Source organism: Streptomyces mirabilis, assembly GCF_018310535.1.
Classification (GTDB): domain Bacteria; phylum Actinomycetota; class Actinomycetes; order Streptomycetales; family Streptomycetaceae; genus Streptomyces.
In genome coordinates this window covers 5,926,494-5,951,405 of the sequence record NZ_CP074102.1, presented here as the reverse complement: position 1 = coordinate 5,951,405, position 24,912 = coordinate 5,926,494, and the positions used below count along the sequence as shown (strand labels likewise).

Sequence of the window (24,912 nt, the reverse complement as noted above, 5' to 3'; positions counted from 1 at the left end):
GTTTCCTGACCGCCACTTCTTGACGCCTGTTTCCTGACCGCCATTTCCTGACGGCCGGGGTGACCGGGACCTCCTCGCGCCCGCCGTCACCCCGGTCTTACTTGACCGATCATTCTCGATTGCCTTACGGTCCTTCGCATGGCCAGAACCAAGGAATTCGACCCGGACGCCGCACTGCAGTCGGCCCTGGAACTGTTCTGGCGACGCGGCTACGAGGCGACATCGATGACGGACCTCGTCGAGCACCTCGGCGTCGGCCGCGCCAGCATCTACGCGACCTTCGGCAACAAGCACGAGCTGTACCTGAAGGCACTGGACCGCTATCAGCAGGCGCGCAATCCGCAGCTCCTGCGGGAACTCTCCCAGCCGGGTCCCGCACTGCCCGCCGTACGAGCGGTGGTACGTCGCTTCGCGACCGAGGCAACGACCGAAGGAAGGCGCCTGAGCGGCTGCTTCGTCACCAACACGGCCGCCGAACTGGCACCCCACGACACGGCCGCGGCCCGCCGCGTCGAGCACAACTGGGACCACATCGAGACCCTGCTGCACTCGGCCCTGGTCCGCGCGCAGGCCCAGGGCGAACTGCCCGCCGACCGGAACCCGCTCACCCTCGCCCGCATGCTGCTGGTCCTGATGCAGGGCCTACGAGTGGTGGGCAAGGCGTCCGCGGACCCGGCCCGGGTCCAGGACGCGGCGGAACAGGCGCTGACGCTGCTCGACTGAAGACCGCACCCCAGGGCCCGCGCACACCTTCATACTGAACCGATCGGTCAAATAAGGGGATCCTGAATGGCCACACGCTTCTCGGAAAAGACCGTCCTCGTCACGGGCGCCGGTTCCGGCATAGGCAGGACCACCGCCCTGGCGTTCGCCGCGGAGGGCGCGCAGGTGGTCGTCGCCGGCCGCACCGCCGCATCGCTCGACGAGACCGTCGCGCTGATCGAGGCCCAGGGCAAAAAGGCGCTGGCGGTGACCGCGGACGTGTCACGCTCGGACGAGGTGCGCGCCCTCGTCGAGGCGGCCGTCGACCGTTTCGGCTCCCTGGACGTGGCGGTGAACAACGCGGCCGTCTTCCACGGCGGAACGCCGCTGGCCGACCTCCCGGAAGCCGACTGGCACGCCGAACTGGACATCAACGTCACCGGCGTGTTCCTCGCCCTTCAGGCGGAGATCCGGCAGATGCGCAAGCAGCCGTCCGGCGGCGCGATCGTCAACCTCGCCTCCACCATCGGCCTGCACACCCGCCGCCCGGGCGTCGCCGCCTACGCCGCCGCCAAGGCCGCCGTCACCGCGCTGTCCCGCGCCGCGGCCCTCGACCACATCGCCGACGGGGTCAGGATCAACGTCGTCAGCCCCGGCGCCTCCGCCACCACGATGTCACTGCGGCCGGGCGAGTCGGAGGCCGAGCGGGTGGAGCGGGTGCGTCACGAACTGCCGCTGGGCCGCGTCTCGAAGACCGAGGAGGTGGCGGCGGCCGTCCTCTACCTGGCGTCGGACGACGCGGCGTCGATCGTGGGCACGGACCTGGTGGTGGACAGCGGAAGTGCCCTCTGACGCGGGCCGGGCGCGGGCGGGGCGCGGGCGGGGCGCGGGCGGGGCTCAGGTCACTTCAGAGCGAGAGCGTCGTAGGTCACGCCGGTGAGCTGCTCGGAGGCGCTCCAGAGGCGCTCGCCGACGGCGTCGTTGCGCGTCCACCCGGCCCGCCAGGAGTTCGCGGGCGCGCCGCGCCACATCGCGAACGAGGGTCCGGTGAAGGAGTCGGGCCGTACGCCGGGAGCGGTGGCGGCGTACAGCGTGGGCAGCGCTCCGGCGTCCGGGCTCTGCGCGAGGAGCCGGTTCCCGATCTCCATGACCCGCTCGGCGCCCTTGCGCCCCGCGAGCTTCGGCCCGGCGGTCTGGAGGTTGGTGGAGGCGTACCCGGGATGAGCGGCGGCAGCGACGACATCGGACCCGACACCGGCCAGCCGCCGCGCCAGCTCATGGGTGAACAGAAGATTGGCGCTCTTGGACCGCCCGTAGGCGACCCAGCGCCGATACCCGCCGCGCTCGCTGTCGAGGTCGCGGATGTCGATGTTGGCGAGCACGTGGAACATGCTCGACACGGTCACGACGCGGGCGCCAGGGGTGGCGAGCAGCGCGGGAAGCAGCAGGCCGGTGAGTGCGAAGTGCCCCAGATGATTGACCCCGAACTGAGTCTCGAACCCGTCAGACGTACGCGCGAACGGCAGAGCCATCACCCCGGCGTTGTTGACCAGCACGTCGAGCCGCTCGCCGTACACAAGGTCGAACGTCGCCGCGAACTCCGCCACGGAGTCGAGATCACCGAGGTCCAGTCGTACGAAGCCCACGTCCGCGCCGGGTACCTCGGAGGTGATCCGGTCCCCCGCCTCACTCCCCCGTGCCTCGCTCCGACAGGCGAGCACGACCCGCGCGCCGCGCCGCGCGAGCTCACGCGCCGTGACGAACCCGATCCCGCTGTTGGCCCCGGTGACGACGGCCGTACGGCCACGCTGATCAGGGATGTAACTCACATTCCACCCAGCCACGCCCAAACCCCTCTCCACCACTGTCCGTCACACACCGTACGCTCAGTCTCGCCTGATCAGCTCGGGATCAATCCTCCGCCCCACAAGCGGCAAGGCGCCCACGGCGGCGACGACCAGCACCCCGAGAGCACACGCGAGCAGCAGGGGAACCCCGCCCCCGTCCCAGAAGACGGCCCCACCCCCGGTGACCAGATAGCTCGACTCGGCCATCTTCCCCACCACCACCGCCAACACCAACCCCACAGCCAACGGCAACACCACCTGCACCACCTGCACAGCCCGCAACGTCCGCGCCCGCGCCCCCAACAAGGCCAACGCAGTAACCTGCGGCCGCCGCTCAACGGCCCGGTCGGTGGCCGCGACGAGGTATGCGGCTACGCCGATGATCAGTCCTAGGATCATGCCTACGGCGAGGAGGGTCCTGACGATGGTGACCCGCTGGAAGGAGTCGACGATCAGTCCCGGAGTGGTGACACCGGCCATGGGGGCGATGCCACCGATGCCGTCGAGGACGGTGCGGACGGTCTTCTCGGACGGACCACTGACTAGTGTGAGAGTGGCGCTCTCCGGGCGTGCGTTCGCGGGCAGCGCGGCAGGAGGGATCAGGATCGCTCCGCTCGGCAGGACGTGGATGTCCTCATGGTCGCGATACCGGATGGTCTGCTGCGGGACCGTGAGCTTCAAGTCACGGGAGTGCTGTCCCACCTTCAGCCTGAAGACGACGCTGCCGCCGGCCTCGGCATTGCCCTCAGATTGCGTGGCATCCCACAGCCTCATGGGCCGCCCGTCCACGCACCCCTTGGCCCACGGCACCGCCTTGCGCAGTTGGCCGCACGTCGCCACCACGGCCCCAGGGCTGGGAGCCGCCCCCGTGTCGGCGGAGTCCGACCTCAGGGTGACGACATGCGCGCGGAGCCCCGGCACCGCCTCGACGGCACGTCGCTGGGGCCCGCTGAGCTCTCCGTACGAGATCTCGTACGTCTGGACGGCCAAGACGCTCTTGGCGACCCCGTTCAGTTCAATGACGACCCCCTGCGCGAGGGAAGCCGCGAAGACCAGCAGTACGAGCCCGGATGCCACCCGGATCGCACCGCCCGACTCGGCCTCGTTACGCCGCATCGCGAGCCCGAGGGAGAGCGACCGGGTGGAGCGCGCCGTCCGTTGCGCGAGGAATCGGGACAGCGACGGAAGCGAGAGCGCGAGCCCGACACCGGCCAGGATGATGGCCAGCGGCATGAGCAACGAGGACACGGTGGTGTTTGTGGGAGCATGGCCGGTCGCGCCCGCGACGCAGTAGCCCGTGATGACTCCCAGACCTGCAACCAGCGGCAGGAAGACCCATTTCGAGGGCGGCTTCTCCACCGCGCCGCGCCGGACGGCAAGGGGATTGGCAGCCGCCTTCCCCGCACTGGCGCGACCCACGTACCAGGCGAGCGCCGGGCATCCGACGAGACACACCACGAGGGTCTGGAAGGTCAGCGCACCATCAGCCGGGTACCACGTGAACCCCGGCAGACCGACTCGTGAAACGAGCTGGTTCACGGCCCAGTACTCGCCGAGTCCGAGGATCGCGCCCAGCCCGGCGGCGGCGACGGTCTCGGCGGCGTTCACCCGCTGAGTCCCCTTCTTGCTCAACCCCAGCAGGCGCAGCGCGGCCAGCCTGCGTGCCCGGTCGGCCGCGGAGAGGCGTGCGCAGACCGAGAGGAAGACGGCGAGCGGGAGCAGCACGACCGCCGACAGTGCGAACCGCAGGATGCCGAGGGTCGTCGGGTCCAACGTAGGGAGTGGCCCGTAGCGCTCGCCGAACCGCTCCACAGGGCTGCCGCCGGAGAGTTCGGCACGACTCATGCCTACGTACGCGATGAGTTCATCGGGGCGGGCCAGCCCCTCGGCACCGACCAGCCCGACCTCCTCGCCAGGGACCAGCTGGGCCAACGCCGGGTTGCGTTGGCGCAGTTCGTGCAACTGCGGCGAGACGAACGCTTCACCGTCCCGGGGGAACGAGGGGAGCCCCGGGGGCGGCTCGACAGTCCTCGTACCACGCGCCGTGAAGACGCGGGTGAGGGGTGTTGAGCCGTAGGGATCTGTGCGGTCGAGGGTCAGGGGGTAGCCGTCGAAGACGGCCAGACCTGAAGGATCCCGTGGAGTAACGGCTTGCCTGTCGGCGATGCGCCCGTCCTGCGCCTCCAGGATTCCGGGAATCGCCAGCACGATGGCCAGGCAGCAAACGCCGAGCGAGCTGCCGAGTGTCATAAGGAAGAACCGCACACGATTACCGCGTCCGCTGCCGAACAGCAGCCTCAGCCCCAGGAGGAGTTCCCTCATGACGCACCCTGCTCTCGCGCGGTGAGAACGCCGTCGGACATCGTGTAGCGGCTGTCCGCTTGAGCCGCGACTGCCGAATCGTGCGTGACGAGTAGGACAGCGGTGCCCTGCGAACGGGCCAGCTCAAGGAACTCCTTGAGCACGGTGGCCGCGTTTTCACTGTCGAGCGAGCCGGTCGGCTCGTCGGCGAAGACCACTGCGGGCCGGTGCACGAGGGCACGGGCGACAGCAACGCGTTGGCTCTGGCCGCCGGACACCTGCGAGGGGCGCCGTTCCCTCAAATCCGCGAGGCCCAGACGCCCCAATACCTCGCCGGCAGCGGCAAGCGCGGGAGCCTTGCGCTGCCCCGCCAGCCTCAGCGGCAGAGCGGTGTTCTCCTCCACGGTCAGCTCGGGCAGAAGCTCGCCGTATTGGAAGACGAAACCGAAACGGTCTCTCCTCAAGGCGCTGAGTTCTTCGTCGTCTAGATCTCCCAACAGACGCCCCTCAAAACGGACTTCACCGTTGGCGACGGGCAGAACCCCGGCTAGGCAGTACAGCAGGGACGACTTGCCCGAACCGCTCTGCCCCGTAATCGCCGTGACCTCGCCTCGACGGAGGGCGATGGAAGCCCCTCTGACGGCCTGTGACGCGCCGTAACGGAGGTCGATTCCCTTACCAGAGAGGATTTCTGACGTTTTGATCTGGACTCCCAAAGGGAAGCGGACCCGGGCCTGCGCCCGGGCCCTGGGCACTGGTGAAACCGCTCAGTTCTTCTTGTAGTGCAGCTCGTCGGTACAGAGGTCCGACTGACCAGCTCCCCGGTCGACGCAGGCACGGATGTAGGCATCGTCCGTGTACTGCTGGGCCCCATCCCAGTTGGACTTGTGCAGCGACACCGTGCGCCCCTGCTTGCCGTAGTACCTGACCGCACCGTGCCCCTCGACACGGACCTGCATGTAGACGTTGTGACCATCCCGCGCCGCAGCGTCGTGGAGGTATCCGGCCCATTCGAAAGAACCGTGATTTTGCCCCGGAGGGTTGAACTTGTAGCGCCCCTCATAGAAGTGCACGCCCTGCACCGCCATCTCAGGGAGTTCATGCCAGGCTGCTGCGGCTGCGGTGCCTGCCCCGGTCAAAAAGACGCCTGCCGCCACCACACCGGCCCATGACTTCTTCATCCGTCACCCCTCTACCTCCCGAAGGCCCCACCGGCCCCCAGGAGTTACAGAAGGTAATGGATCAGTAACGCGCTGAATCCTTTGGCCTGCGAATCGCCATCCCATCAGGTGATCCGGAAGCACGAGACGCACGAGCGGGCGCCGACCTCGGCGATCAGCGTCAGGGCGTTGCGTAGTCGTTCGGAAAGGGCTGGGTGTCCAGGTGGAACCATTCGGCGGTGGGGCCCGGCATCGGGGCCGACCGTGCTCCCGGTCTGGGCCCAGTCCTCCATGGGGGCGGGGGAGGCAGGGCGACGGGGCAGTGTTGCGGTGCGGGGTTCCTCGAGGGCGCAGGTCTCCGCGGCCGGCCCGCGGCCGCGCCGGTGGCGGAGAGGCCGAGCTGCACGCGGCACCGTACGGAAGGCTCGACGCCTTCGTACGGCACGACGGGGCGGCACCTCCGCACAAGGTGCCGCCCCGTTTCTTTCGTACGCCGGAGCCGTCGGCCGTCGGTGAGGGTCAGGGTTGACCGTCGGCGGCCCCGGGGTTCCAGCGCGCTAGCGGTGGTCGCTGCCCTTCGCCGTCGACGCCGCGCGGCCCGCCTCCAGGCGTGCCACCGGGATCCGGAAGGGGGAGCAGGACACGTAGTCCAGTCCCACCTCGTGGAAGAAGTGGACGGACTCGGGGTCGCCGCCGTGTTCGCCGCAGACTCCGAGCTTCAGGTCGGGGCGGGTGGCGCGGCCGGCCTGCACGGCCGACTTCACCAGGGAACCCACACCGTCCCTGTCGATGGTCTCGAAGGGGGAGACGCCGAAGATGCCCTTCTCCAGGTACGCGGTGAAGAAGCTCGCCTCCACGTCGTCCCGGGAGAAGCCCCAGACGGTCTGCGTGAGGTCGTTCGTACCGAAGGAGAAGAACTCGGCGGCCTCGGCGATCTGACCGGCGGTCAGCGCGGCCCGCGGGAGCTCGATCATCGTGCCGATCGCGAGCCTGAGGTTCGTGCCGGCGGCCTCCTGCACCTCCGCGATGACCTGGTCGGCCTCCTCGCGGACGATCTCCAGCTCCTGGACCGTACCGACGAGGGGGATCATGATCTCGGCCCTCGGGTCGCCCTTGGCGTTCTTGCGTTCGGCGGCCGCCTCCGCGATCGCCCGCACCTGCATGGTGAACAGGCCGGGGATGACCAGGCCGAGACGTACGCCGCGCAGACCCAGCATCGGGTTCTGCTCGTGCAGGCGGTGCACGGCCTGGAGCAGGCGCAGGTCGTTCTCGTTGGCGTCGCCGCGCGATTCGGCCAGCGCCACCCGTACGGACAGTTCGGTCACGTCCGGCAGGAACTCGTGCAGCGGCGGGTCCAGGAGACGGATCGTCACCGGGAGGCCGTCCATCGCCTCGAAGAGTTCGACGAAGTCCCGCTTCTGGAGGGGCAGGAGCTCCTTGAGGGATTCCTCGCGCTCCGCCTCCGTGTCGGCCAGGATCAGACGCTCGACCAGTTCGCGCCGGTCACCGAGGAACATGTGCTCGGTGCGGCACAGGCCGATGCCCTGCGCGCCGAAGCGGCGGGCGCGGAGGGCGTCCTCCGCGTTGTCCGCGTTGGCGCGCACGCGCAGGCGGCGGACCCGGTCCGCGTACGCCATGATCCGGTGCACGGCCGCGACCAGCTCGTCCGCGTCGTCGGCGCCCGCGTGCATCCGGCCCTCGAAGTACTCGACGACCGGGGAGGGCACGACCGGGACCTCGCCCAGGTAGACCTTGCCCGTGGAGCCGTCGATGGAGACGACGTCGCCTTCCTCGATGACCACTCCGCCCGGGGCCGTCATCCGGCGCCGCTTGGTGTCGACCTCGAGCTCCTCGGCGCCGCACACGCACGTCTTGCCCATGCCGCGCGCCACGACGGCGGCGTGCGAGGTCTTGCCGCCACGCGAGGTCAGGATGCCCTCGGCCGCGATCATGCCGTCCAGGTCGTCGGGGTTGGTCTCACGGCGGATCAGGATGACCTTCTCGCCCGAACGCGACCACTTGATCGCGGTGTACGAGTCGAAGACCGCCTTGCCGACCGCCGCGCCCGGCGACGCCGCGATGCCCCGGCCGATCTGGTCGACCTTCGCCTGGTCGTCGAAGCGCGGGAACATCAGCTGCGCGAGCTGGGCGCCCGTCACGCGCTGGAGGGCCTCCGCCTCGTCGATCAGGCCCTGGTCCACGAGCTGCGTGGCGATACGGAAGGCCGCACCCGCCGTACGCTTGCCGACACGGGTCTGGAGCATCCACAGCTGGCCGCGCTCGACGGTGAACTCGATGTCGCAGAGATCCTTGTAGTGGTTCTCCAGGGTCTCCATGATCTGCATCAGCTGGTCGTACGACTTCTTGTCGATCGACTCCAGCTCGGCGAGCGGGACCGTGTTGCGGATGCCCGCGACCACGTCCTCGCCCTGGGCGTTCTGGAGGTAGTCGCCGTACACGCCCTGGTGGCCGGATGCGGGGTCGCGCGTGAACGCCACGCCCGTGCCCGAGTCGGGGCCGAGGTTGCCGAAGACCATCGAACAGACGTTGACCGCGGTGCCGAGGTCGTGCGGAATGCGCTCCTGGCGGCGGTAGAGCTTGGCGCGGTCGGTGTTCCAGGAGTCGAAGACCGCGTGGATCGCGAGGTCCATCTGCTCGCGCGGATCCTGCGGGAAGTCCCGGCCGGCCTCGGCCTTGACGATCCGCTTGAACTTGGTGACCAGCTTCTTGAGGTCCGCGGCCTCCAGCTCCGTGTCGACCGTGACCTTCTTGGCCGTCTTCGCCGCGTCCAGCGCGTCCTCGAAGAGCTCGCCGTCGACGCCGAGAACCGTCTTGCCGAACATCTGGATGAGACGGCGGTACGAGTCCCACGCGAAACGGTCGTCGCCGGCCTGCTTGGCGAGGCCCTGGACCGACTTGTCGGAGAGGCCGATGTTCAGCACGGTGTCCATCATGCCCGGCATGGAGAACTTCGCCCCGGAACGGACGGATACGAGGAGGGGGTTATCGGCCTGGCCGAGCTTCTTGCCCATCGTCGCTTCGAGTGCCTCGAGGTGCGCGCTCACCTCGTCACGCAGTGCCGCCGGCTCCTCGCCACTGTCGAGGTAGGTCTTGCACGCCTCGGTGGTGATGGTGAAGCCCGGAGGGACGGGAAGGCCCAGGTTGGTCATCTCGGCGAGGTTCGCACCCTTGCCACCGAGGAGGTCCTTGAGGTCCCTGTTGCCTTCGGTGAAGTCGTAAACGAACTTCGCCCCCTCAACGCCGCTGTCGCCGCTTTCAGCTACGTGGGGATCTTTGTTTTCCGACACGAGTCTCGACTCCTCGACGTCGCGGTGGCTGCCCTGACGGCCAGGAACATACCCAGATCGAAGGCGTCTGGGTACGTCTACTTGCACGTCATGCGCCTGTAACCACCCGTCCGCCACTCGATTGAAAGTCAAGCCTTGGCAAGCGGTCACGGTCGGATGTTTTCACTTCTTGAACGAATGCGCCCCCTCAGGAAGCAGTATACGCTCAGATGAGCGGACACTGACACGCCTGAGTTTAATCGATGAACGATCAAGGGGTGGCACTGAGTGCCACCCCTTAGGGAAGTGCAGTCGCCCAAGATCCGCTCATCTGAGCGCCACCCCTATCAAGGGTGGCGAGAATCACGCGGTAAAGACGGCCTGAATTTCATCATGCGGACCACGATGTGGACGCGACGTGGACGCGACACACGGACGTCACACGCCCCGCCGAACGTCCCGCCACCCATGTGCGTCACACAGGCGTCACACACCCAGCGCCGCCAGCCGTTCCTCCACCCGCTCCGGCGCGTACAGGTACTCCACGACCAGCGCCCCGGCCCCCACCAGCCCCGCCCGCTCCCCGAGCCGCGAGGTCACCACGTCCAGATGAGCGGTCGAACGCGGCAGCGCCCGCTGATACAGCAGCTCGCGCACACCCGTGAGGAACGGAATTCCGGCCAGATCCCCGGCGATCATCAGCACGCCGGGGTTCAGCAGGGTCACCACGGTCGCGAGTACGTCCCCGACCTGGCGCCCCGCCTCCCGCGCGAGCGCCATCGCCTCCGGGTGTCCGGCCGTCAGCAGATCGCGCACATCCGATCCGGAGGTGGCCGGGACGCCGGACTCGGCGAGTCTGCGCGCCACCGCGCCACCGCTCGCGACGGCGGCCAGACAGCCGTACGAACCGCACCGGCACAGCGCGTCCGCGCCCACCCGGATGTGCCCGATGTCGCCTGCGCCCCCGTCGACGCCCCGGTAGATGGAGCCGCCGACGACCATGCCCGCACCGATACCGGTGGAGACCTTGACCAGGGCGAACGCCGAACAGTCCGGATATCCGGTGCGCTGTTCGCCGTACGCCATGAGGTTGGCGTCGTTGTCGACGAGTACGGGGATCCGGGCGCCGCTCCTGGTGATCCCGGCCCTCGTGGCGCTACCGGCGCCACTCTCGCTCTCGATACCGGCGTGCTCGGCGAAGGCGCGTCCCAGGCGCCCGCGTATGTCGTAACCGTCCCATCCGGGCATGATCGGCGGCTGCACCACCTTGCCCGTGTCGGTGTCCACCGGGCCCGGCACCGCGATCCCGATCCCGCACACCGCGTCCGCGCGCTGCCCGGCCTTCTCCAGCAGCTCGGCGAACCAGCGGCCGAGTTCGCCCAGCACGGCGTCCGGGCCGTCCTCGATGCGCAGGCTTCCGTGGTGCTCGGCCTGGATCTCGCCGCTCAGCGAGACGACGGCGGCCCGGCCGTGCCGGGTGTCGAGGTCGGCGGCGAGGACGACGGCGTGTTCGTCGTCGAACTCCAGGGTGATCGAGGGCCGGCCGCCCTGCGGGGAGTCCACCGGGCCGCCCGCGCCCTCGCGCAGCCAGCCCGCACGGAAGAGCCGGTCGAGGCGCTGGCCGACCGTGGCCCGCGACAGACCGGTGGCCTGCTGCAGCGCGCCGCGCGTCGTGGCACGCCCGCTGCGCACCAGTTCGAGCAGTTCCCCGGCGCTTGCCTGATGCCCGGCCCTCATGGCATTCGCCGCCCTTCCTGCCGTCCCCGCCGTATCTGTCATGCCCAACCCCTTGCGTTCACCAACTCTGCATTACATATTGAGTTTTGCGTGTTAAATAGACGTAACCCTACGGTAGCTAGTGCCGAACCGATCGGCCGGACGTCTTCGGGGAGACCTGAGTGGACCGCACAACCCAACTCACCATCCGCCGCACGGGGATCACCGCCCCCGTGCGCACCTCGGGTTCCCCCGCTCCGCCCGGTTCGCACGAGATCACCCACTCCGGCGCGCATGTATACGATCCCGACCGGCCCGCCGGGTCGCTGCACCTCAGGGCCGCCCGGGTACTCGAAGGCAACTGGACGGGAACGTCCACGGTTCCCTCGCACGGCCTGTACCCGCACCAGTGGTCCTGGGACTCCGCTTTCATCGCGATCGGCCTGCGCCACCTGTCCCCCTTGAGGGCACAGACGGAACTGGAGACGCTGCTCGGCGCCCAATGGGGTGACGGCCGGATCCCGCACATTGTGTTCAACCCCTCCGTTCCGCTCGACGCCTACTTCCCGAGCCCCGACTTCTGGCGCTCCTCGACCGCGGGGCGCGCTGCGGGCGCCCCGCGCACCGTACAGACGTCGGGCATCGTGCAGCCACCGGTGCACGCGCTCGCCGCCTGGCTGGTGCACCAGGCCGACCCGGGTCTGTCCCGGTCGCGCTCCTTCCTCTCCCGGATGTATCCCCGGCTGGCCGCCTGGCACCGCTATCTGCTGCACCGGCGGGACCTGGGCGGCGGCGGGCTCGCCTCCGTGGTCCACCCGTGGGAGCAGGGCATGGACAACAGCCCGTGCTGGGACGCCCCGCTCAGCCGCGTCACCCCGGCCGCGCCGCGCTCCTTCCGGCGCGCCGACCTCGACCACGGGTCCGCGCAGGACCGGCCGACGGACCTCGACTACGGGCGGTACGTGCGGCTCGCGACGGACTACCGGGACGGCGGGTACGCCGACGGCGCCGGCGAGTTCGCCGTCGAGGACCCGGCGTTCAACGCGCTGCTGATCGCCTCCGAGCACGCGCTCGCCGCGATCGCACAGGAACTGGGCGCGGCGGGGACGGCGCGGCACGCGCGCGCGGAACGGTTGACGGCAGCGCTGGTGGAGCGCCTGTGGGACCCGGCGGAGGGGATGTTCTTCTGCCGGGACGTGTACGGCGGGGATGCGCGTGACGGGGGCGAGAACGGTGCTCTCGGTTCGGAGCGGCGCTCTGCCGAGAGCGGTGCTCACGGGTCGGAGCGAGGCTCTCGGAGCGGTGCTCTCGCACTGGAGCAGCGCTCCGCCGAGAGCAGTGCTCACTCTTCGGAGCGGCGCTCTCACCAGAGCGGTGCTCACGCTTCGGAGCAGCGCTCCCGCACCGGTGCGCTCATCTCCGAGCGCAGCGTGGCCGGGCTGCTCCCGCTCATCCTCCCCGCACTCCCCCGCGACATCGCCGCCACCCTGGCCCGCACGGCGGGCGGGCCGCACTTCGGGCTCGGCGGGGTCGCCCGGCTGGCGCCGAGTTACGACCTGACCGGGCACGCCTTCGACCCGCACCGCTACTGGCGCGGCCCGGCGTGGTTCAACACGAACTGGCTGCTGGAGCGCGGGCTGCGGCTGCACGGGGAGCACGGGCGCGCGGAGGAGTTGCGGTCGGCGCTCCTGGAGACGGCAGACGCGTCCGGGTTCGCGGAGTACGTGGATCCGTACACCGGCGAGGCCTGCGGCGCGCTCGGCTTCAGCTGGACGGCCGCGCTGACGCTGGACCTGCTGCACGAGCCCGCGGGGGCCGACCAGGTGGATCTGACGGGTCGCGCGGATCAGGCGGGCCGGACGGATCGGACGGATCAGTCGACGCAAGTCGTGTCCCATCCAGGGCGTCGCGCGTTCGACAACGTACACGGCACGCCGCCACACGCATCGCACGCATCACACACGCCACACACGCCACACAGTTCATTCGAGACGGGCGCCAAGGGAGGGGACCGGGGATGACGGACCGGCATCATCTGCTCGTGCACGGTGGGACGTTCGCCGCCGTGGGCGACGGCGGGGACATCAGCGGGGTGCGCAGCGGCAGCTCCCCGGACGGGTTATTCGTACGGGACGCCCGGCACCTCAGCCGCTGGCAGCTGACCGTCGACGGCGCGGTGCCCGAGGCGCTGACGCCGGTCGCGGACGGCGACACGGCGCGCTGTGTGCTCGTCCCGCGCGGCGGGCGCAACGAACCGCCCGCGTACACGCTCTTCCGTGAACAGGCCGTCGCCGACGGCGCGTTCGTGGAGGCGCTGCGCGTCACCAGCAACCGCCCCTCGCCCACGACCGTGCGCATCGCGCTCACCGTGGACGCCGACTTCACCGACCAGTTCGAGCTGCGTTCCGACTACCGTACGTACGCCAAGATCGGCGCCGTACGAGGGCGTCAGGTCCTCGACGACGGGGTGGAGTTCAGCTACCAGCGCGGGGAGTGGCGGTCCTGTACGACGGTCACCTCCGAGCCGCCGCCGGACGGAGTCGAGGAGACCGGCACCGGCGCCCGTCGCCTCGTATGGACCCTGGACCTCGAACCGCACGCCTCGGCGGAGCTGGCGCTGCGCGTCGCGGCCCGCCCGCACGGGGCGCTGAAGGACCCGGAGGTGCCCGCCTCCCCCTCCGCGGCGAATGAACAACTCCTCGCACTGGAAGGCGAGTTCGCGGACGGCGTGCCCTTCCCGACCGGCTGGCCGGAGCTGGCCGCGGCCTGCGCGCGCGGGCTGTCCGACCTCGCGGTGCTCCAGGTCCCGGCGACGGGCCCGGACGGCGAGGAGCTGCGGGTGCCGGCGGCCGGAGTGCCGTGGTTCCTCACGCTCCTGGGCCGCGACGCCCTGCTGACCTCCCTGTTCGCGCTCCCCTACCGCCCCGAGCTCGCCGCCGCCACGCTGCCCGCGCTCGCCGCGACGCAGGCGGTCGAGGTGGGAGCGGGTGCGGTGGCCCAGCCCGGCAAGATCGTGCACGAGGTGCGGCACGGTGAGCTGGCGCACTTCGGGCAGGTGCCGTACGGGCGGTACTACGGTTCGGTGGACGCGACACCGCTGTTCCTGGTGCTGCTCGGCGCGTACACCGAGCAGACGGGTGACCCGACCCTGGCCCGGCGGCTGGAGGCCAACGCCCGGGCGGCGATCGGCTGGATGCTGGACCACGGCGGTCTGACCTCCGTCGGCTATCTCGTCTACCGCGCGGACGGCGGCGGACTCGCCAACCAGAACTGGAAGGACTCCCCCGGCGCGATCTGCTCCGCCGACGGGAGCCGTCCCAGTGGGCCGGTGATGGCCGCGGGCGCGCAGGGATACGCGTACGACGCACTGCGCCGCACCGCCCACCTGTCCCGTACGGTCTGGGGCGACGAGGTCTACGCCGCTCTGCTCGAACAGGCGGCGGGCGACCTCCGCGACCGTTTCCAGCGGGACTTCTGGATGAGTGAACACGCCTTCCCCGCACTGGCGTTGGACGGTGACGGCCGTCAGGTCGACGCCCTCGCCTCGGACGCCGGGCACCTGCTGTGGTCGGGGCTGCTCGACAAGGAGTACGGCGAACTGGTCGGCCACCGCCTGCTGGAGCCGGACTTCTTCTCCGGCTGGGGCGTGCGCACCCTGGCCGCCGGCCAGCCGGCGTACCACCCGTTGTCGTACCACCGCGGTTCGGTCTGGCCGCACGACAACGCGCTGATCACGCTGGGGCTGGCCCGCTACGGCCTGCACGACGAGGCCCGGACGGTCGCCCACGCGCTCGTCGACGCCGCCACGGCCGCCGGCCACCGTCTGCCGGAGGTCCTCGCGGGGTACGGCCGCGAGACCCACGGGGAGCCGGTGCCTTATCCGCATGCGTGCGTACGGGAGTCCCGTTCGGCGGCGGCACCGTTGGCGTTGCTCACGGCGGTCGGGGGCGCTTGAGGGAACCCCCCGGCAGGAAAGCGAGCCGCCGGAAAAGTCAGCCGCCCGACGTGTCCAGTTCCGCGTCCTCGCTGATGCCCGCGCAGTCGTACGGGTCCTTGAGCCAGCCGTCCGGCAGGACGACCCGGTTGTTGCCGGACGTGCGGCCGCGCGGGCCGTCCGCGCCCGTCGGCCAGGCCTGGTCGAGGTCCAACTCGGCCAGGCCGTCGGAGAGTTCGGCGAGGGACGACGTGATCGCGAGCCGCTTGCGCATTTCGGAGCCGACCGCGAAGCCCTTCAGGTACCAGGCCACGTGCTTGCGGAAGTCGATGACACCGCGCGCCTCGTCGCCGATCCACTCGCCGAGCAGGGTGGCGTGGCGGACCATGACGGCCGCGACCTCGCGCAGGGTCGGGCGGGCGTAGGCGTCCTGGCGCCCCTCGAAGGCGGCCACCAGGTCGCCGAACAGCCACGGCCTGCCGAGGCAGCCGCGCCCGACCACGACCCCGTCGCAGCCGGTCTCGCGCACCATCCGCAGCGCGTCCTCCGCCGACCAGATGTCGCCGTTGCCGAGGACGGGAATCTCCGGCACGTGCTCCTTGAGGCGCGCGATGGCGTCCCAGTCGGCCGTGCCGCCGTAGTGCTGGGCGGCGGTGCGGCCGTGCAGGGCGATGGCGGTGACGCCCTCCTCGACGGCGATCCGTCCGGCGTCGAGGAACGTGATGTGGTCGTCGTCGATGCCCTTGCGCATCTTCATCGTCACCGGGAGGTCGCCCGCCCCGCTGACGGCCTCGCGCAGGATCGCCCGCAGGAGGTTGCGCTTGTACGGGAGGGCGGAGCCGCCGCCCTTGCGGGTGACCTTCGGGACCGGGCAGCCGAAGTTCAGGTCGATGTGGTCGGCGAGGCCTTCCTCCGCGATCATGCGGACGGCCTTGCCGACGGTCGCCGGGTCCACGCCGTACAGCTGGATCGAGCGCGGCTTCTCGGTCGCGTCGAAGTGGATCAGCTGCATGGTCTTCTCGTTGCGCTCGACCAGCGCTCGCGTGGTGATCATCTCGCTGACGAACAGGCCCTTGCCGCCGCTGAACTCGCGGCACAGCGTGCGGAACGGCGCGTTCGTGATCCCGGCCATGGGGGCGAGGACGACGGGCGGCTGGACGGTGTGGGGGCCGATCGACAGCGGGGAAGCGGTGGTGGCGGGGGCGAGGGCGGTCGTGGACATTCCCCCATTGTCGCGTACGCGGACGGGTGCGATGACTGTGGTGACTGTCATGAACGAGTGCGGTGCGCGACAGAGGAGGGTCATTAGTTAGACGCACTATCGACACGGGCGTAGGCTGGAGCAATGCCTGAGCTCAGTCCCCGCCACCGGCTTCTCGTCCTCGCGATCTGCTGCATGAGCCTGCTGATCGTGAGCCTCGACAACACGGTCCTGAACGTCGCCCTGCCCTCGATGCAGAAGGAACTGCACGCGAGCGTGGCGGGCCTCCAGTGGACCATCGACGCGTACACGCTGGTCCTGGCGTCGCTGCTGATGCTCGCGGGCTCGACCGCCGACCGCATCGGCCGTCGCCGGGTCTTCAAGGCGGGCCTGGTGATCTTCACCCTCGGTTCGGTCCTGTGCTCCGTCGCTCCGAACCTGGACTCGCTCGTCGCCTTCCGCATGGTGCAGGCGGTCGGTGGCTCGATGCTGAACCCGGTCGCGATGTCGATCATCACCAACACCTTCACGGACCCGCGCGAGCGCGCCCGCGCGATCGGCGTCTGGGGTGGCGTGGTCGGCATATCGATGGCCGCGGGCCCGATCGTCGGCGGCCTGCTCGTGGACTCGGTCGGCTGGCGGTCGATCTTCTGGATCAACCTCCCGGTCGGCCTCGCCGCGCTCCTGCTCACCTGGCGATACGTCCCCGAGTCCCGCGCCCCCAAGGCCCGCCGCCCCGACCCGGTCGGGCAGCTCCTCGTCATCGCGCTGCTCGGCTCCCTGACGTACGCGATCATCGAGGCGCCCAGCTCCGGCGCCCCCAAGACCCTCGCCTTCGGGGCGATCGCCGTCGCCGCGCTGCTCGGCCTGCTGTGGTACGAGCCCCGGCGCGCCGAACCCCTCATCGACCTGCGCTTCTTCCGTTCGGCGCCGTTCAGCGGGGCCACGGTCGTCGCCATCAGCGCGTTCGCCGCGCTCAGCGGGTTCCTGTTCCTCTCGACGCTCTATCTGCAGAACGTGCGCGGCCTGGACGCGCTGCACGCGGGCCTGTGGATGCTGCCCATGGCGGTCATGTGCTTCGTGTGCGCGCCGCTGTCGGGGCGGCTGGTCGGCAACCGGGGTCCGCGACTGCCCCTGCTGATCGCGGGGATCTCGATGACCGCGAGCGGGATTCTCTTCGCCGCGTTCGAAGGTGAGACGTCGAACGTCACGCTCGTCATCGGGTACGTCCTGTTCGGCCTCGGCTTCGGCTTCGTGAACGCCCCCATCACCAACACCGCCGTCTCCGGCATGCCCCGCACCCAGGCCGGGGTCGCGGCCGCCGTCGCCTCCACCAGCCGACAGATCGGCGGCACCCTCGGTGTCGCCGTGGTCGGCGCGGTCCTCGCCTCCGGCATCCAGGCCTCGGCGTACCGGGAGACGTTCGTGTCGGCCGCCCGCCCCGGCTGGTGGATCCTCGCCGGCTGTGGTCTCGCCGTGCTCGTCCTGGGCGCGCTGACCAGCGGACGCTGGGCACGCGGGACGGCCGAGCGGACGGCACGGCAGCTGGAGTCGGCGGAGGTTCGGGACTCGGTGAGCGTCCGCGCCTAGGCATGCCCTCGGCGTGTCCTAGGCCGCTTCCGTCTCCGCCGTCAGCGCGATCTCGTGCAGCTTCCTCAGGCGTTCGCGGCTCTGCTCGTCCGTGGGGGCGTACGTCACCATGCGGGCGCCCATGTCGGGGGCGAGCCACAGGTCGGTGTGGTCGACGGTGAGCAGCCCGACGTACGGGTTCAGGAACTGCTTGGTCTTGCTGCGCGAGCCGCCGTACACCTCGTACCGCTCCCAGATCTCACGGAACTCCGCCGACTCCGTCCGCAGCCGCTTGACCAGCAGCTTCCAGGCGGGCTCGCCGAGGTGGCCGGCCATCGAGCCGCGCAGCTTGGCGGCCATCACGCGCATGGTCTCGTCGAGGAGCACGATCGACTCGCGCCACTCCGGGTGGGTGTAGGCGAGGATCATGCAGTTTCGGTCCTCTGGCGGTACGGCGTCGAGGTCGCGCATCATCAGCCGGGCGTACGTGCGGTTGTACGCCAGGATGTCGTAGCGGCTGTTCTGGATGCAGGCCGGGACCGGCTCCAGCTGGGACAGCACCTCGAGCAGGGCCGGAGTGAGGGTCGGGCACGGCGCGGCGGGCGTGGGGTCGACGGCTCCGGCCAGCCGGAAGAGGTGGGCGCGCTCGCTGGAGTCGAGCAGCAGGGTGCGGGCCAGCGCGTCGAGGACCTGTTCGGAGACCTGGATGTCACGGGCCTGTTCGAGCCAGGTGTACCAGGTGACGCCGACGGCGGAGAGCTGCGCGACCTCCTCGCGGCGCAGGCCCGGCGTGCGCCGGCGGTGGCCGCGGGGCAGTCCGACCTGCTCCGGCGTGATGCGCTCACGGCGGTTGCGCAGGAAGGTGGCGAGCTCGTGGCGCCGGATCTCGCTGCCGCGGGGGGCGGCGGTGCCGTGCGGCTCGGGGTCCACCGGCCGGGGAGAGGTCACGGACACCGCCCGCTGAGCAGGGTCGATGGCCTCCACCGGCCGGGGAGCGGTGCTCTCCTGCGTCATCGTCGTCATGCCTCCAGCCTGCCGTTCGCCGGAACCTGTTGCCAGGTAGTGCTTCTACCAGGATAAGGACACTCTGGTACCAGTCTGAGGTCAGGAGAACCCTGGAGGACGTGACCGAAACCGGAACCCTCAGGACTCCAGTCCGCTCGCCCTCCGCAGCACCCGTGCTCAGCGGCCTCGGCCTCTTCACCGTGCTGCTCGGAGCGGCACTGCCCCTCATCGACTTCTTCATCGTCAACGTAGCGCTCCCGACCATCGGCCGGGACCTGAACGCGAGCGAAGCCGTCCTCGAACTCGTCGTCGCCGGGTACGGAGTCGCGTACGCCGTCCTGCTCGTCCTCGGTGGCCGCCTCGGCGACCTCTTCGGGCGACGCCAGTTCTTCCTCGGCGGCATGGCGGCCTTCGGCCTGACCTCCCTGGCGTGCGGGCTCGCGCCCAGCGCCTGGACGCTGGTGGCGGCGCGCGTCGCCCAGGGCGCGGCGTCCGCGGCGATGCTGCCGCAGGTGCTCGCCACCATCCAGGCGGCGACGGCGGGCCCGCGCCGCGCCAAGGCCATGGGCCTGTACGGGGCCACGGCCGGTCTGTCCATGGTGGCCGGGCAGATACTCGGCGGCCTCCTCGTCGCGGCGGACATCGCGGGCACCGGCTGGCGCGCGGTGTTCCTCGTGAACGTGCCCGTCGTGATCCTCGGCCTGATCCTGGCCACGCGCGCCGTCCCCGAGACGCGCTCGCAGCACCCGGAGCCGATCGACACCCCCGGTACGGTGCTGCTCGCCGTGGCCCTCCTCGCGCTCCTCGCCCCGCTCACCGAGGGCAGGGCGGCGGGCTGGCCCCTGTGGACCTGGCTGTCGCTGGCGCTGTTCCCCCTCGCGGCGGCGGCGTTCTACTTCGTCGAGCGCCGGGAGGACCGCCAGGGCCGTACGCCCCTGGTGCCGCCGAGCCTGTTCGCGCTGACCTCGCTCCGCCGGGGCCTGATCATGATCGTGCCGTTCTCGATCGGCTTCAGCGGCTTCATGTTCGTGATCGCGGTGGCGCTGCAGCGGGGTGCGGGCCTCGGCCCGGTCCCGGCGGGCCTGGCCCTGGCACCGATGGCCGTGGTCTTCTTCGTCGTCTCCCTCTGCGGCCCCCGGCTGATCGCCCGCTACGGCACCCGGATCGTCACGGCGGGCGGGCTGATCCAGGCGGTGGGCGTGGCCCTCATCGCGCTGGCCGCCTGGCGGTCCTGGCCTGACCTGGGAGTGTGGCAACTGCTGCCGGGCGCGGCGGTCGCGGGCGCGGGCCAGGCACTCCAGCTCCCCGTCCTCATCCGGATCATCCTCTCCGAGGTGCCGTCCGCGCGGGCCGGCGTCGGCAGCGGGGTCATGGCCACCACCCAGCAGTCGGCCCTCGCCATCGGCGTCGCCACCCTGGGCACCCTCTTCCTGTCCCTCGCCTCGAGCAACGGCATGCGGGACGCCCTCGTCACCACCCTCCTCGTCCAACTGGCGGGCGTGGCCCTGACGACGGCCCTGAGCCTGCGACTGCCGCGCACGATCAGCTGAGCGGTGGGAGCGACCGGAGCATCCGCTTGACACCCTGCTCACATCGGGCGACCTCACGGAACGCCTCCACGTCCGCGTCACCGCCCAGACGTCCGCGATCACCCACGTCCAGGCCCTCTACGAGCCGTACCGCACCCGCCTCGCCACCCCCCTCACCGGATCGACCGTGGCGAGGAGAAGAGTGCCGATGCCTCGTGGGCTACGAGTTCGCGGACGCGTGCAACCCTGGGCGCCCCGGGTTCCGTGTAGGGCGTAGCGGGACGCGGACCTGGGTCGGCCCGGACCCGGCGCAGGCGACACCTGGAGCATGAGACGAGGATGAGCGTGACCGACCATCCCCGCGAGACCGACTTCCGTGCCTGGGTGCTTGAGCATCGAACGCGCCTGCGTACGACGGCGTTTCTGCTCTGCGGTGACTGGTACCTCGCCGATGACCTCGTGCAGGACGCGCTCGGACGGCTCTACTCCAGGTGGGGCAGGGTGGTGGCAGCCGGTGATCCGCGTGCGTACGTCCGTCGGATCCTGTGCAACCTCCACACCGACTACCGGCGTCGACCGGCCAGACGTGAGATCAGCGAGGCGGATGTGAGCACGTTGCACTCACCCCCGCACACCAGCACGGTCGAGCATGACGACGATCTGATCGCCGCCCTGCTGACGATCCCGGCCGGCCAGCGGACCGTGCTCGTCCTGCGCTTCTTCGAGGATCTGTCCGTCGAGCAGACCGCGGCCCTGCTCAAGACGAGTCCGGGCAACGTCAAGAGCCAGACAAGCCGCGGCCTGGAGGCTCTGCGCTCCGCGCTCCGGACGCAACCGGCCAAGATCGAGGGGGCATCGTGAATCCCGACAAGACGCCAGAAGAACTCGCCACGCGTATCGCGTCCATCACCATCAGTGCTCCTGCCGACCGCGTCGACATCGACGAGGTGGTCCGCGTGGGGACGAGGCGGCGCCGGCGTCGGCGGCTCGCCGTCGCCGGCGTGTTCGCCTGCGTCGTGGCCGTCGCCGGATCGGTGGCCGTCACGACGCAGGGGGACCACGGCAGGAGCAACACCATGGCTACTCCCCGCTTTCGCACCGCGGCCCTGACCGCCGAAGGCCTCGGCGGGCGATGGATCGCTGTCCGGATCGACGATCGCGACGTCTCGCCGTGGCGCGACGTCGGCGGCATGCCGGCGAACATCATCATCGGCGCCGACGGGGCACCGAACGGATGGCAGGTGAACAGGGCCTGCGGCCCGCTGGCCGGCGGCAGCTTCACTCTGCAGGCGGACGGCTCGTTCACCGCCGTGTTGCCTCCGCCGCAGTTCCAGTCCTGCCCGATGCTCACCACGCCTCCCCCCGGCCTCCTGGACGCGGTCGCGCGTACCGCTTACGTCGCCGTGGACGAGCCGGGCGACTCGGCCGCCCGAACGCTGCGGTTCCTGGACAGCCACCATCGGCTCATCGCGCTGTGGCGCGAGGACACCACGACGACGTCAGGCGCCGCCGTGTGCAAGAAGGCACTCGGAAGCAAGTCCACCTCCAACGGCACCTTCACCACCGTCGAGCGGGTCCGCGCGAAGCACCTGGCCGCGACGAACGCCAAGCCCGAGGACGTTCTGCCCGACGTTCCCGGTGGCACCGTCGCCGTCTACTGCTCGACCACCCAGACAGGTTCGCCCGTCAGGTACGCGGTCACGGCCGACGGCCACAAGGTGAGGCTCAGCCCGGCCAAGTAGCCGGCCACGCGCGAGTTTCGCCCCCGTTGGTGGTCAGCTTCATCTCGGTGGTCGGCAGCGCGAAGAGGTTCTTGGAGGTGCTGCCGTACCTGGCAGCGGCAACGCTGAGCGTCTGCCGGCTGAACTTACGCAGTTTGCAACCGAGCGGCCGTTCCGTGATGTAGTCCGCGGTCGTCCCGTCGTAGTACGCCGCCCTAGACGAAGCCCTGCTGGATCAGCTTGCCGGAGTGGTAGCCACCGACGCCGATCCAGGGGGCTGCCACCGCGGTGCTGTTGGAGCCGCAACTCGCGTAGTAGGTGGGGATGTTCTGATCGTTGTAGACCTCGTTGTAGTTGGAGTGGCCGGTGGCGACATAGCCACCCCAGTTGCCGCTGTAGGCGAATCGCAGTGACGACTTGCCGGACGGCCCCAGGCACGGCACCGACGGGATGGTCTCGCGGTACCCGTCGTACTTCGCCCGCCATGCCGCCAGCGCCTTCGCGTTGTTCGGGGCGTCGAAGCCGTAGGCCCGCGCCGCCGCGGGCGCCGCTGTCTGCGGCCGGAACCCCTGGGGCGGAACGATCGTCGTCATGGTCGCGCCGCCCGGCAGACGGTACGTCAGCTCCTTCCCCGCTGCGGCTCGCACGGCTTGTTCCAATCTTCCCCGGGCGAGGCACATGGCGGAGACGCCGGTCACCCGCTTCGGCACCGTCCGCCCCACCGCCATGGCTACGACTCCTCAGTGACGGACCAGGCAGAAAGGGTGCCCCGCGGGATCCGCGTAGACGTGCCAGTCCAGCCCGTCGGAGGCGTCCAGCAAAGTCGCACCGAGGGCCAGGACTTGGTCCCGCGCCCGGTCCAGGTCCGGGACGCCGAAGTCCAGGTGGAACTGCTGAGGGCGGGCGGGATCGGGCCACTGCGGAGGGCGGTACTCCTTGGCCGGGACTCGCTGGAAGGCGAGCACGAGACCGGATGGCGTGTGCAGCGTCGACCAGGCCTCGCCGAGCGCCCAGCGCGGGTCGGGCCGGTTGACGGTCCCACCGAGCAAGGCCTCGTAGAACTCGGCGAGTCGGAGAGGCTCGGGGCAGTCCAGCACCACGCACTGCAGTTCGGCGATCACGCGCCGATCCTAGGTCAGCTCCGAGGGCGGGCGAGTGGGGCGACCAGGGTGTCCGACTGCCGGGCGCGCCGCAGGGCGTTCGCGACGAAGCCGTTCGTCTTCAGTTCCTCGACGAGGTCGTGGAGGAAGCGGACGGTCTCGGGGTGGCGGGCCTTCGTCGTGCCGACCGCCTGTTGGATCTGCATGAACCGGTCCTCGATCAAGCGGAGTTCGGGGTGCGCCGCGACGAACTCGGTCATCGGCTGCCTGATCCCGGCCGCGGCCTCCAGCCCCTCGGCCCGAAACGCCTCGACCCCGTCCTCCCCGCGCACCACGCTCGCGTGCCGAAGCGTGCGGGAGAGGAAGAGGTCGTAGGCGGACCCGCGCTTCACACCGATCCGTACGCCGGGACGGTCGACCTCGGCGACGGTCGTCAGGTCGGAGTCGCGGGGGACGGCGTACACGCCCTCGATCACGACGTACGGCGCCGTGAACGCGACCTCGGCCTCACGTGCGGGCTCGACGGCCAGGAAACACAGGTCGGCACGGCCCTCCGCCATCGCCTCGTACGACTTGCGGGCCGCGTCGAAGCACAGGAGTTCCACGGGAACGTCGAGGCGGGCGGCGATCTCCCGCGCGAGGTCGACGGTGATGCCGGCCGGGGCCGTCGATGTGCCCTGGGCCAGCACGGGATTGCCCAGGTTGATCGAGGCCCGCAGGGTGCCGTGGGGCGCGAGGTCCTTGGCGATGGCGGGAGTTCCGGTCGTCATGAGCGGAGTGTAGATCGGGGCGGTGCGGCAGCGCGGAGGGTGACGGCCGGCGACGGATCGTGATCGCACACGACCATGCGGTGAACTCGCGGCCGAAGAACCCCCGTTGATCTTCCCGATGCTGCACACTCCTTGCTGCAAAAACCTTGCCGCCAACGCCTTGCCGCGTGAGCGGAGCGGTAACACCTGGAGGTGTCATGCTGCAGATCAACACGAGCAAGGTAAGCCGCTGGGACCAGCACGGCCGCGAGCACGTCGTCCACGTCCAGCGCGCCGGTGTACAGCGCACGATCAGATGCGACACCTGCGGCTGGCGCAAGGGCGCGCAGTTCCTGCCGTGGCTGAAGGCGGAGGAACACCTCGCCGAGGCGCATCAGGCGACGGTGGACCCGACGGAGGGATAGTCCTCCGCCGGGTCCACCGGTTCGCCGGGTCCACCGGTTCGCCGGGGCCGTGGATTCAGTCGATTCGGCGGCGCAGTCCGCGCAGGACGAGGGTGACGACCGTCGAGAACTCGGCCTCGATGCCCGGCTGTTCCCACTCGTGGGCGTAGGCGGGGTCGTGGAAGCGGTTCGTGGCGTGGAAGACGGCGCGGGCCGTCGCCACGGAGTCGCCGTCCACGGTCATGAAGTCGCCCTCCATCACGCCGCGATGAATGATGTCCGAGAGCTGGTCGACCAGCTCGGCGACGTGCTCCTCGACCACCGCGCTCGCCTCGTCGAGCAGCACCGAGTAGGTGGCGAACAGCTCGGGATCGTCGCCCGCCTTGTGCCGCTTGGCGGTGAACAGGGTCGCCAGCCAGTGTTCGAGCGCCTCCGGGGGTGGCGAGGACGAGGGCCTGGCGATCTCCGCGAGTATCTGCGACGTACGGTCCAGCCAGCGCTTCGTGACCGCCTCCCGCAGCGCCGCCTTCGTACGGAAGTGACGGTAGACGCTGCCGTGGCTGACGCCTAGCGCGCGGGCCACGTCCACCACGGTGGCCTTCGCGGGGCCGTGGCGGCGCAGCGCCTCCTCGGTCGCCTCGAGGATGCGCTCGGCGGTCAGTGCTTCGGTGGTCGGTGCCATGTCGA

The 24,912-nt window shown here is 70.3% G+C and carries 21 protein-coding genes; 9 read left to right on the top strand and 12 right to left on the bottom strand.

Translation table 11 applies throughout. The features are described from left to right. The first annotated feature begins 138 nt into the window (after window positions 1–138). Window positions 139–723, top strand: a complete 585-nt coding sequence (locus SMIR_RS26170; protein WP_168508554.1) for a TetR/AcrR family transcriptional regulator — start codon at window positions 139–141, stop codon at window positions 721–723. A 66-nt stretch (window positions 724–789) separates the two neighbouring features. Beyond that, window positions 790–1,554: an SDR family NAD(P)-dependent oxidoreductase gene (locus SMIR_RS26165; protein WP_212727456.1), complete on the top strand. Its 765-nt coding sequence runs from the start codon at window positions 790–792 to the stop codon at window positions 1,552–1,554. Between the two features lie 50 nt (window positions 1,555–1,604). On the opposite strand, the gene SMIR_RS26160 is transcribed toward SMIR_RS26165, so the two are convergent. The 6 genes from SMIR_RS26160 to SMIR_RS26135 all read right to left on the bottom strand — a co-directional run bounded on the left by SMIR_RS26160 (window position 1,605) and on the right by SMIR_RS26135 (window position 11,034). Continuing rightward, window positions 1,605–2,546 carry an oxidoreductase gene (locus SMIR_RS26160; RefSeq protein ID WP_212727455.1) on the bottom strand — a complete coding sequence of 314 codons (942 nt, stop codon included), beginning with the start codon at window positions 2,544–2,546 and terminating at the stop codon, window positions 1,605–1,607. A 42-nt stretch (window positions 2,547–2,588) separates the two neighbouring features. Next, the gene (locus SMIR_RS26155) at window positions 2,589–4,871 is read right to left on the bottom strand and encodes an FtsX-like permease family protein (RefSeq protein ID WP_212727454.1); all 2,283 of its coding nucleotides are present in this window, start codon (window positions 4,869–4,871) and stop codon (window positions 2,589–2,591) included. Further along, window positions 4,868–5,566, bottom strand: coding sequence for an ABC transporter ATP-binding protein (locus SMIR_RS26150; RefSeq protein WP_249938481.1), 699 nt, complete (start codon window positions 5,564–5,566; stop codon window positions 4,868–4,870). Before SMIR_RS26150 ends, SMIR_RS26155 begins: the two co-directional genes overlap by 4 nt. A gap of 51 nt (window positions 5,567–5,617) precedes the next feature. Further along, complete coding sequence (locus SMIR_RS26145) at window positions 5,618–6,031, bottom strand: hypothetical protein (protein WP_212727453.1); 414 nt, start codon at window positions 6,029–6,031, stop codon at window positions 5,618–5,620. Between the two features lie 536 nt (window positions 6,032–6,567). Then, window positions 6,568–9,318 (bottom strand): pyruvate, phosphate dikinase, encoded by a 2,751-nt coding sequence (ppdK, locus tag SMIR_RS26140; RefSeq protein ID WP_212727452.1) that lies wholly within the window; start codon window positions 9,316–9,318, stop codon window positions 6,568–6,570. Window positions 9,319–9,783: 465 nt separating this feature from the next. Continuing rightward, on the bottom strand, window positions 9,784–11,034 hold the full coding sequence (locus SMIR_RS26135; protein ID WP_168491299.1) for an ROK family transcriptional regulator: 1,251 nt from the start codon (window positions 11,032–11,034) through the stop codon (window positions 9,784–9,786). 254 nt (window positions 11,035–11,288) lie between these two features. Between SMIR_RS26135 and SMIR_RS43685 the strand changes: the two genes are divergently transcribed. Together SMIR_RS43685 and SMIR_RS26120 are read left to right on the top strand one after the other, a co-directional pair. Next, a complete protein-coding gene (locus SMIR_RS43685; protein ID WP_422664526.1) occupies window positions 11,289–13,034 on the top strand; it encodes an MGH1-like glycoside hydrolase domain-containing protein in 1,746 nt (581 codons plus the stop codon). Then, the gene (locus tag SMIR_RS26120) at window positions 13,031–14,968 is read left to right on the top strand and encodes an amylo-alpha-1,6-glucosidase (RefSeq protein ID WP_168491301.1); all 1,938 of its coding nucleotides are present in this window, start codon (window positions 13,031–13,033) and stop codon (window positions 14,966–14,968) included. The genes SMIR_RS43685 and SMIR_RS26120 overlap by 4 nt, the downstream gene beginning before the upstream one ends. A 37-nt stretch (window positions 14,969–15,005) precedes the next feature. Here SMIR_RS26120 and dusB read toward each other — a convergent pair whose 3' ends face one another. After that, window positions 15,006–16,169 carry a tRNA dihydrouridine synthase DusB gene (gene dusB / locus SMIR_RS26115; protein ID WP_168491303.1) on the bottom strand — a complete coding sequence of 388 codons (1,164 nt, stop codon included), beginning with the start codon at window positions 16,167–16,169 and terminating at the stop codon, window positions 15,006–15,008. Window positions 16,170–16,292: 123 nt separating this feature from the next. Here dusB and SMIR_RS26110 point away from each other — a divergent pair, with 123 nt between their 5' ends. After that, window positions 16,293–17,738, top strand: a complete 1,446-nt coding sequence (locus tag SMIR_RS26110; RefSeq protein ID WP_168491306.1) for an MFS transporter — start codon at window positions 16,293–16,295, stop codon at window positions 17,736–17,738. Window positions 17,739–17,756: 18 nt separating this feature from the next. Here SMIR_RS26110 and SMIR_RS26105 read toward each other — a convergent pair whose 3' ends face one another. Further along, complete coding sequence (locus SMIR_RS26105) at window positions 17,757–18,740, bottom strand: helix-turn-helix transcriptional regulator (protein ID WP_248002903.1); 984 nt, start codon at window positions 18,738–18,740, stop codon at window positions 17,757–17,759. 101 nt (window positions 18,741–18,841) lie between these two features. On the opposite strand from SMIR_RS26105, the gene SMIR_RS26100 reads away from it, so the two are divergent. The 3 genes from SMIR_RS26100 (at window position 18,842) to SMIR_RS26090 (ending at window position 21,993) form a co-directional block, all read left to right on the top strand. Beyond that, on the top strand, window positions 18,842–20,272 hold the full coding sequence (locus tag SMIR_RS26100; RefSeq protein WP_212727451.1) for an MFS transporter: 1,431 nt from the start codon (window positions 18,842–18,844) through the stop codon (window positions 20,270–20,272). A gap of 324 nt (window positions 20,273–20,596) precedes the next feature. Further along, window positions 20,597–21,112, top strand: a complete 516-nt coding sequence (locus SMIR_RS26095) for a SigE family RNA polymerase sigma factor (protein WP_249938480.1) — start codon at window positions 20,597–20,599, stop codon at window positions 21,110–21,112. Further along, complete coding sequence (locus tag SMIR_RS26090) at window positions 21,109–21,993, top strand: hypothetical protein (RefSeq protein WP_212727449.1); 885 nt, start codon at window positions 21,109–21,111, stop codon at window positions 21,991–21,993. The genes SMIR_RS26095 and SMIR_RS26090 overlap by 4 nt, the downstream gene beginning before the upstream one ends. A 194-nt stretch (window positions 21,994–22,187) precedes the next feature. Here the strand turns inward: SMIR_RS26090 and SMIR_RS26085 are convergent, their stop codons facing one another. From SMIR_RS26085 to SMIR_RS26075, 3 genes are all read right to left on the bottom strand, one after another. Then, on the bottom strand, window positions 22,188–22,619 hold the full coding sequence (locus SMIR_RS26085; protein ID WP_212727448.1) for a hypothetical protein: 432 nt from the start codon (window positions 22,617–22,619) through the stop codon (window positions 22,188–22,190). Between the two features lie 93 nt (window positions 22,620–22,712). Continuing rightward, entirely contained in the window at window positions 22,713–23,093 is a 381-nt protein-coding gene (locus SMIR_RS26080; protein WP_168491318.1) for a VOC family protein, read from the bottom strand. 14 nt (window positions 23,094–23,107) lie between these two features. After that, window positions 23,108–23,842, bottom strand: a complete 735-nt coding sequence (locus SMIR_RS26075; protein ID WP_212727447.1) for a transporter substrate-binding domain-containing protein — start codon at window positions 23,840–23,842, stop codon at window positions 23,108–23,110. 197 nt (window positions 23,843–24,039) lie between these two features. Between SMIR_RS26075 and SMIR_RS26070 the strand changes: the two genes are divergently transcribed. Next, window positions 24,040–24,246, top strand: a complete 207-nt coding sequence (locus SMIR_RS26070; protein ID WP_054235491.1) for a hypothetical protein — start codon at window positions 24,040–24,042, stop codon at window positions 24,244–24,246. A gap of 55 nt (window positions 24,247–24,301) precedes the next feature. On the opposite strand, the gene SMIR_RS26065 is transcribed toward SMIR_RS26070, so the two are convergent. After that, window positions 24,302–24,907 (bottom strand): TetR/AcrR family transcriptional regulator, encoded by a 606-nt coding sequence (locus tag SMIR_RS26065; protein WP_168491322.1) that lies wholly within the window; start codon window positions 24,905–24,907, stop codon window positions 24,302–24,304. Between the last annotated feature and the right edge of the window lie 5 nt (window positions 24,908–24,912).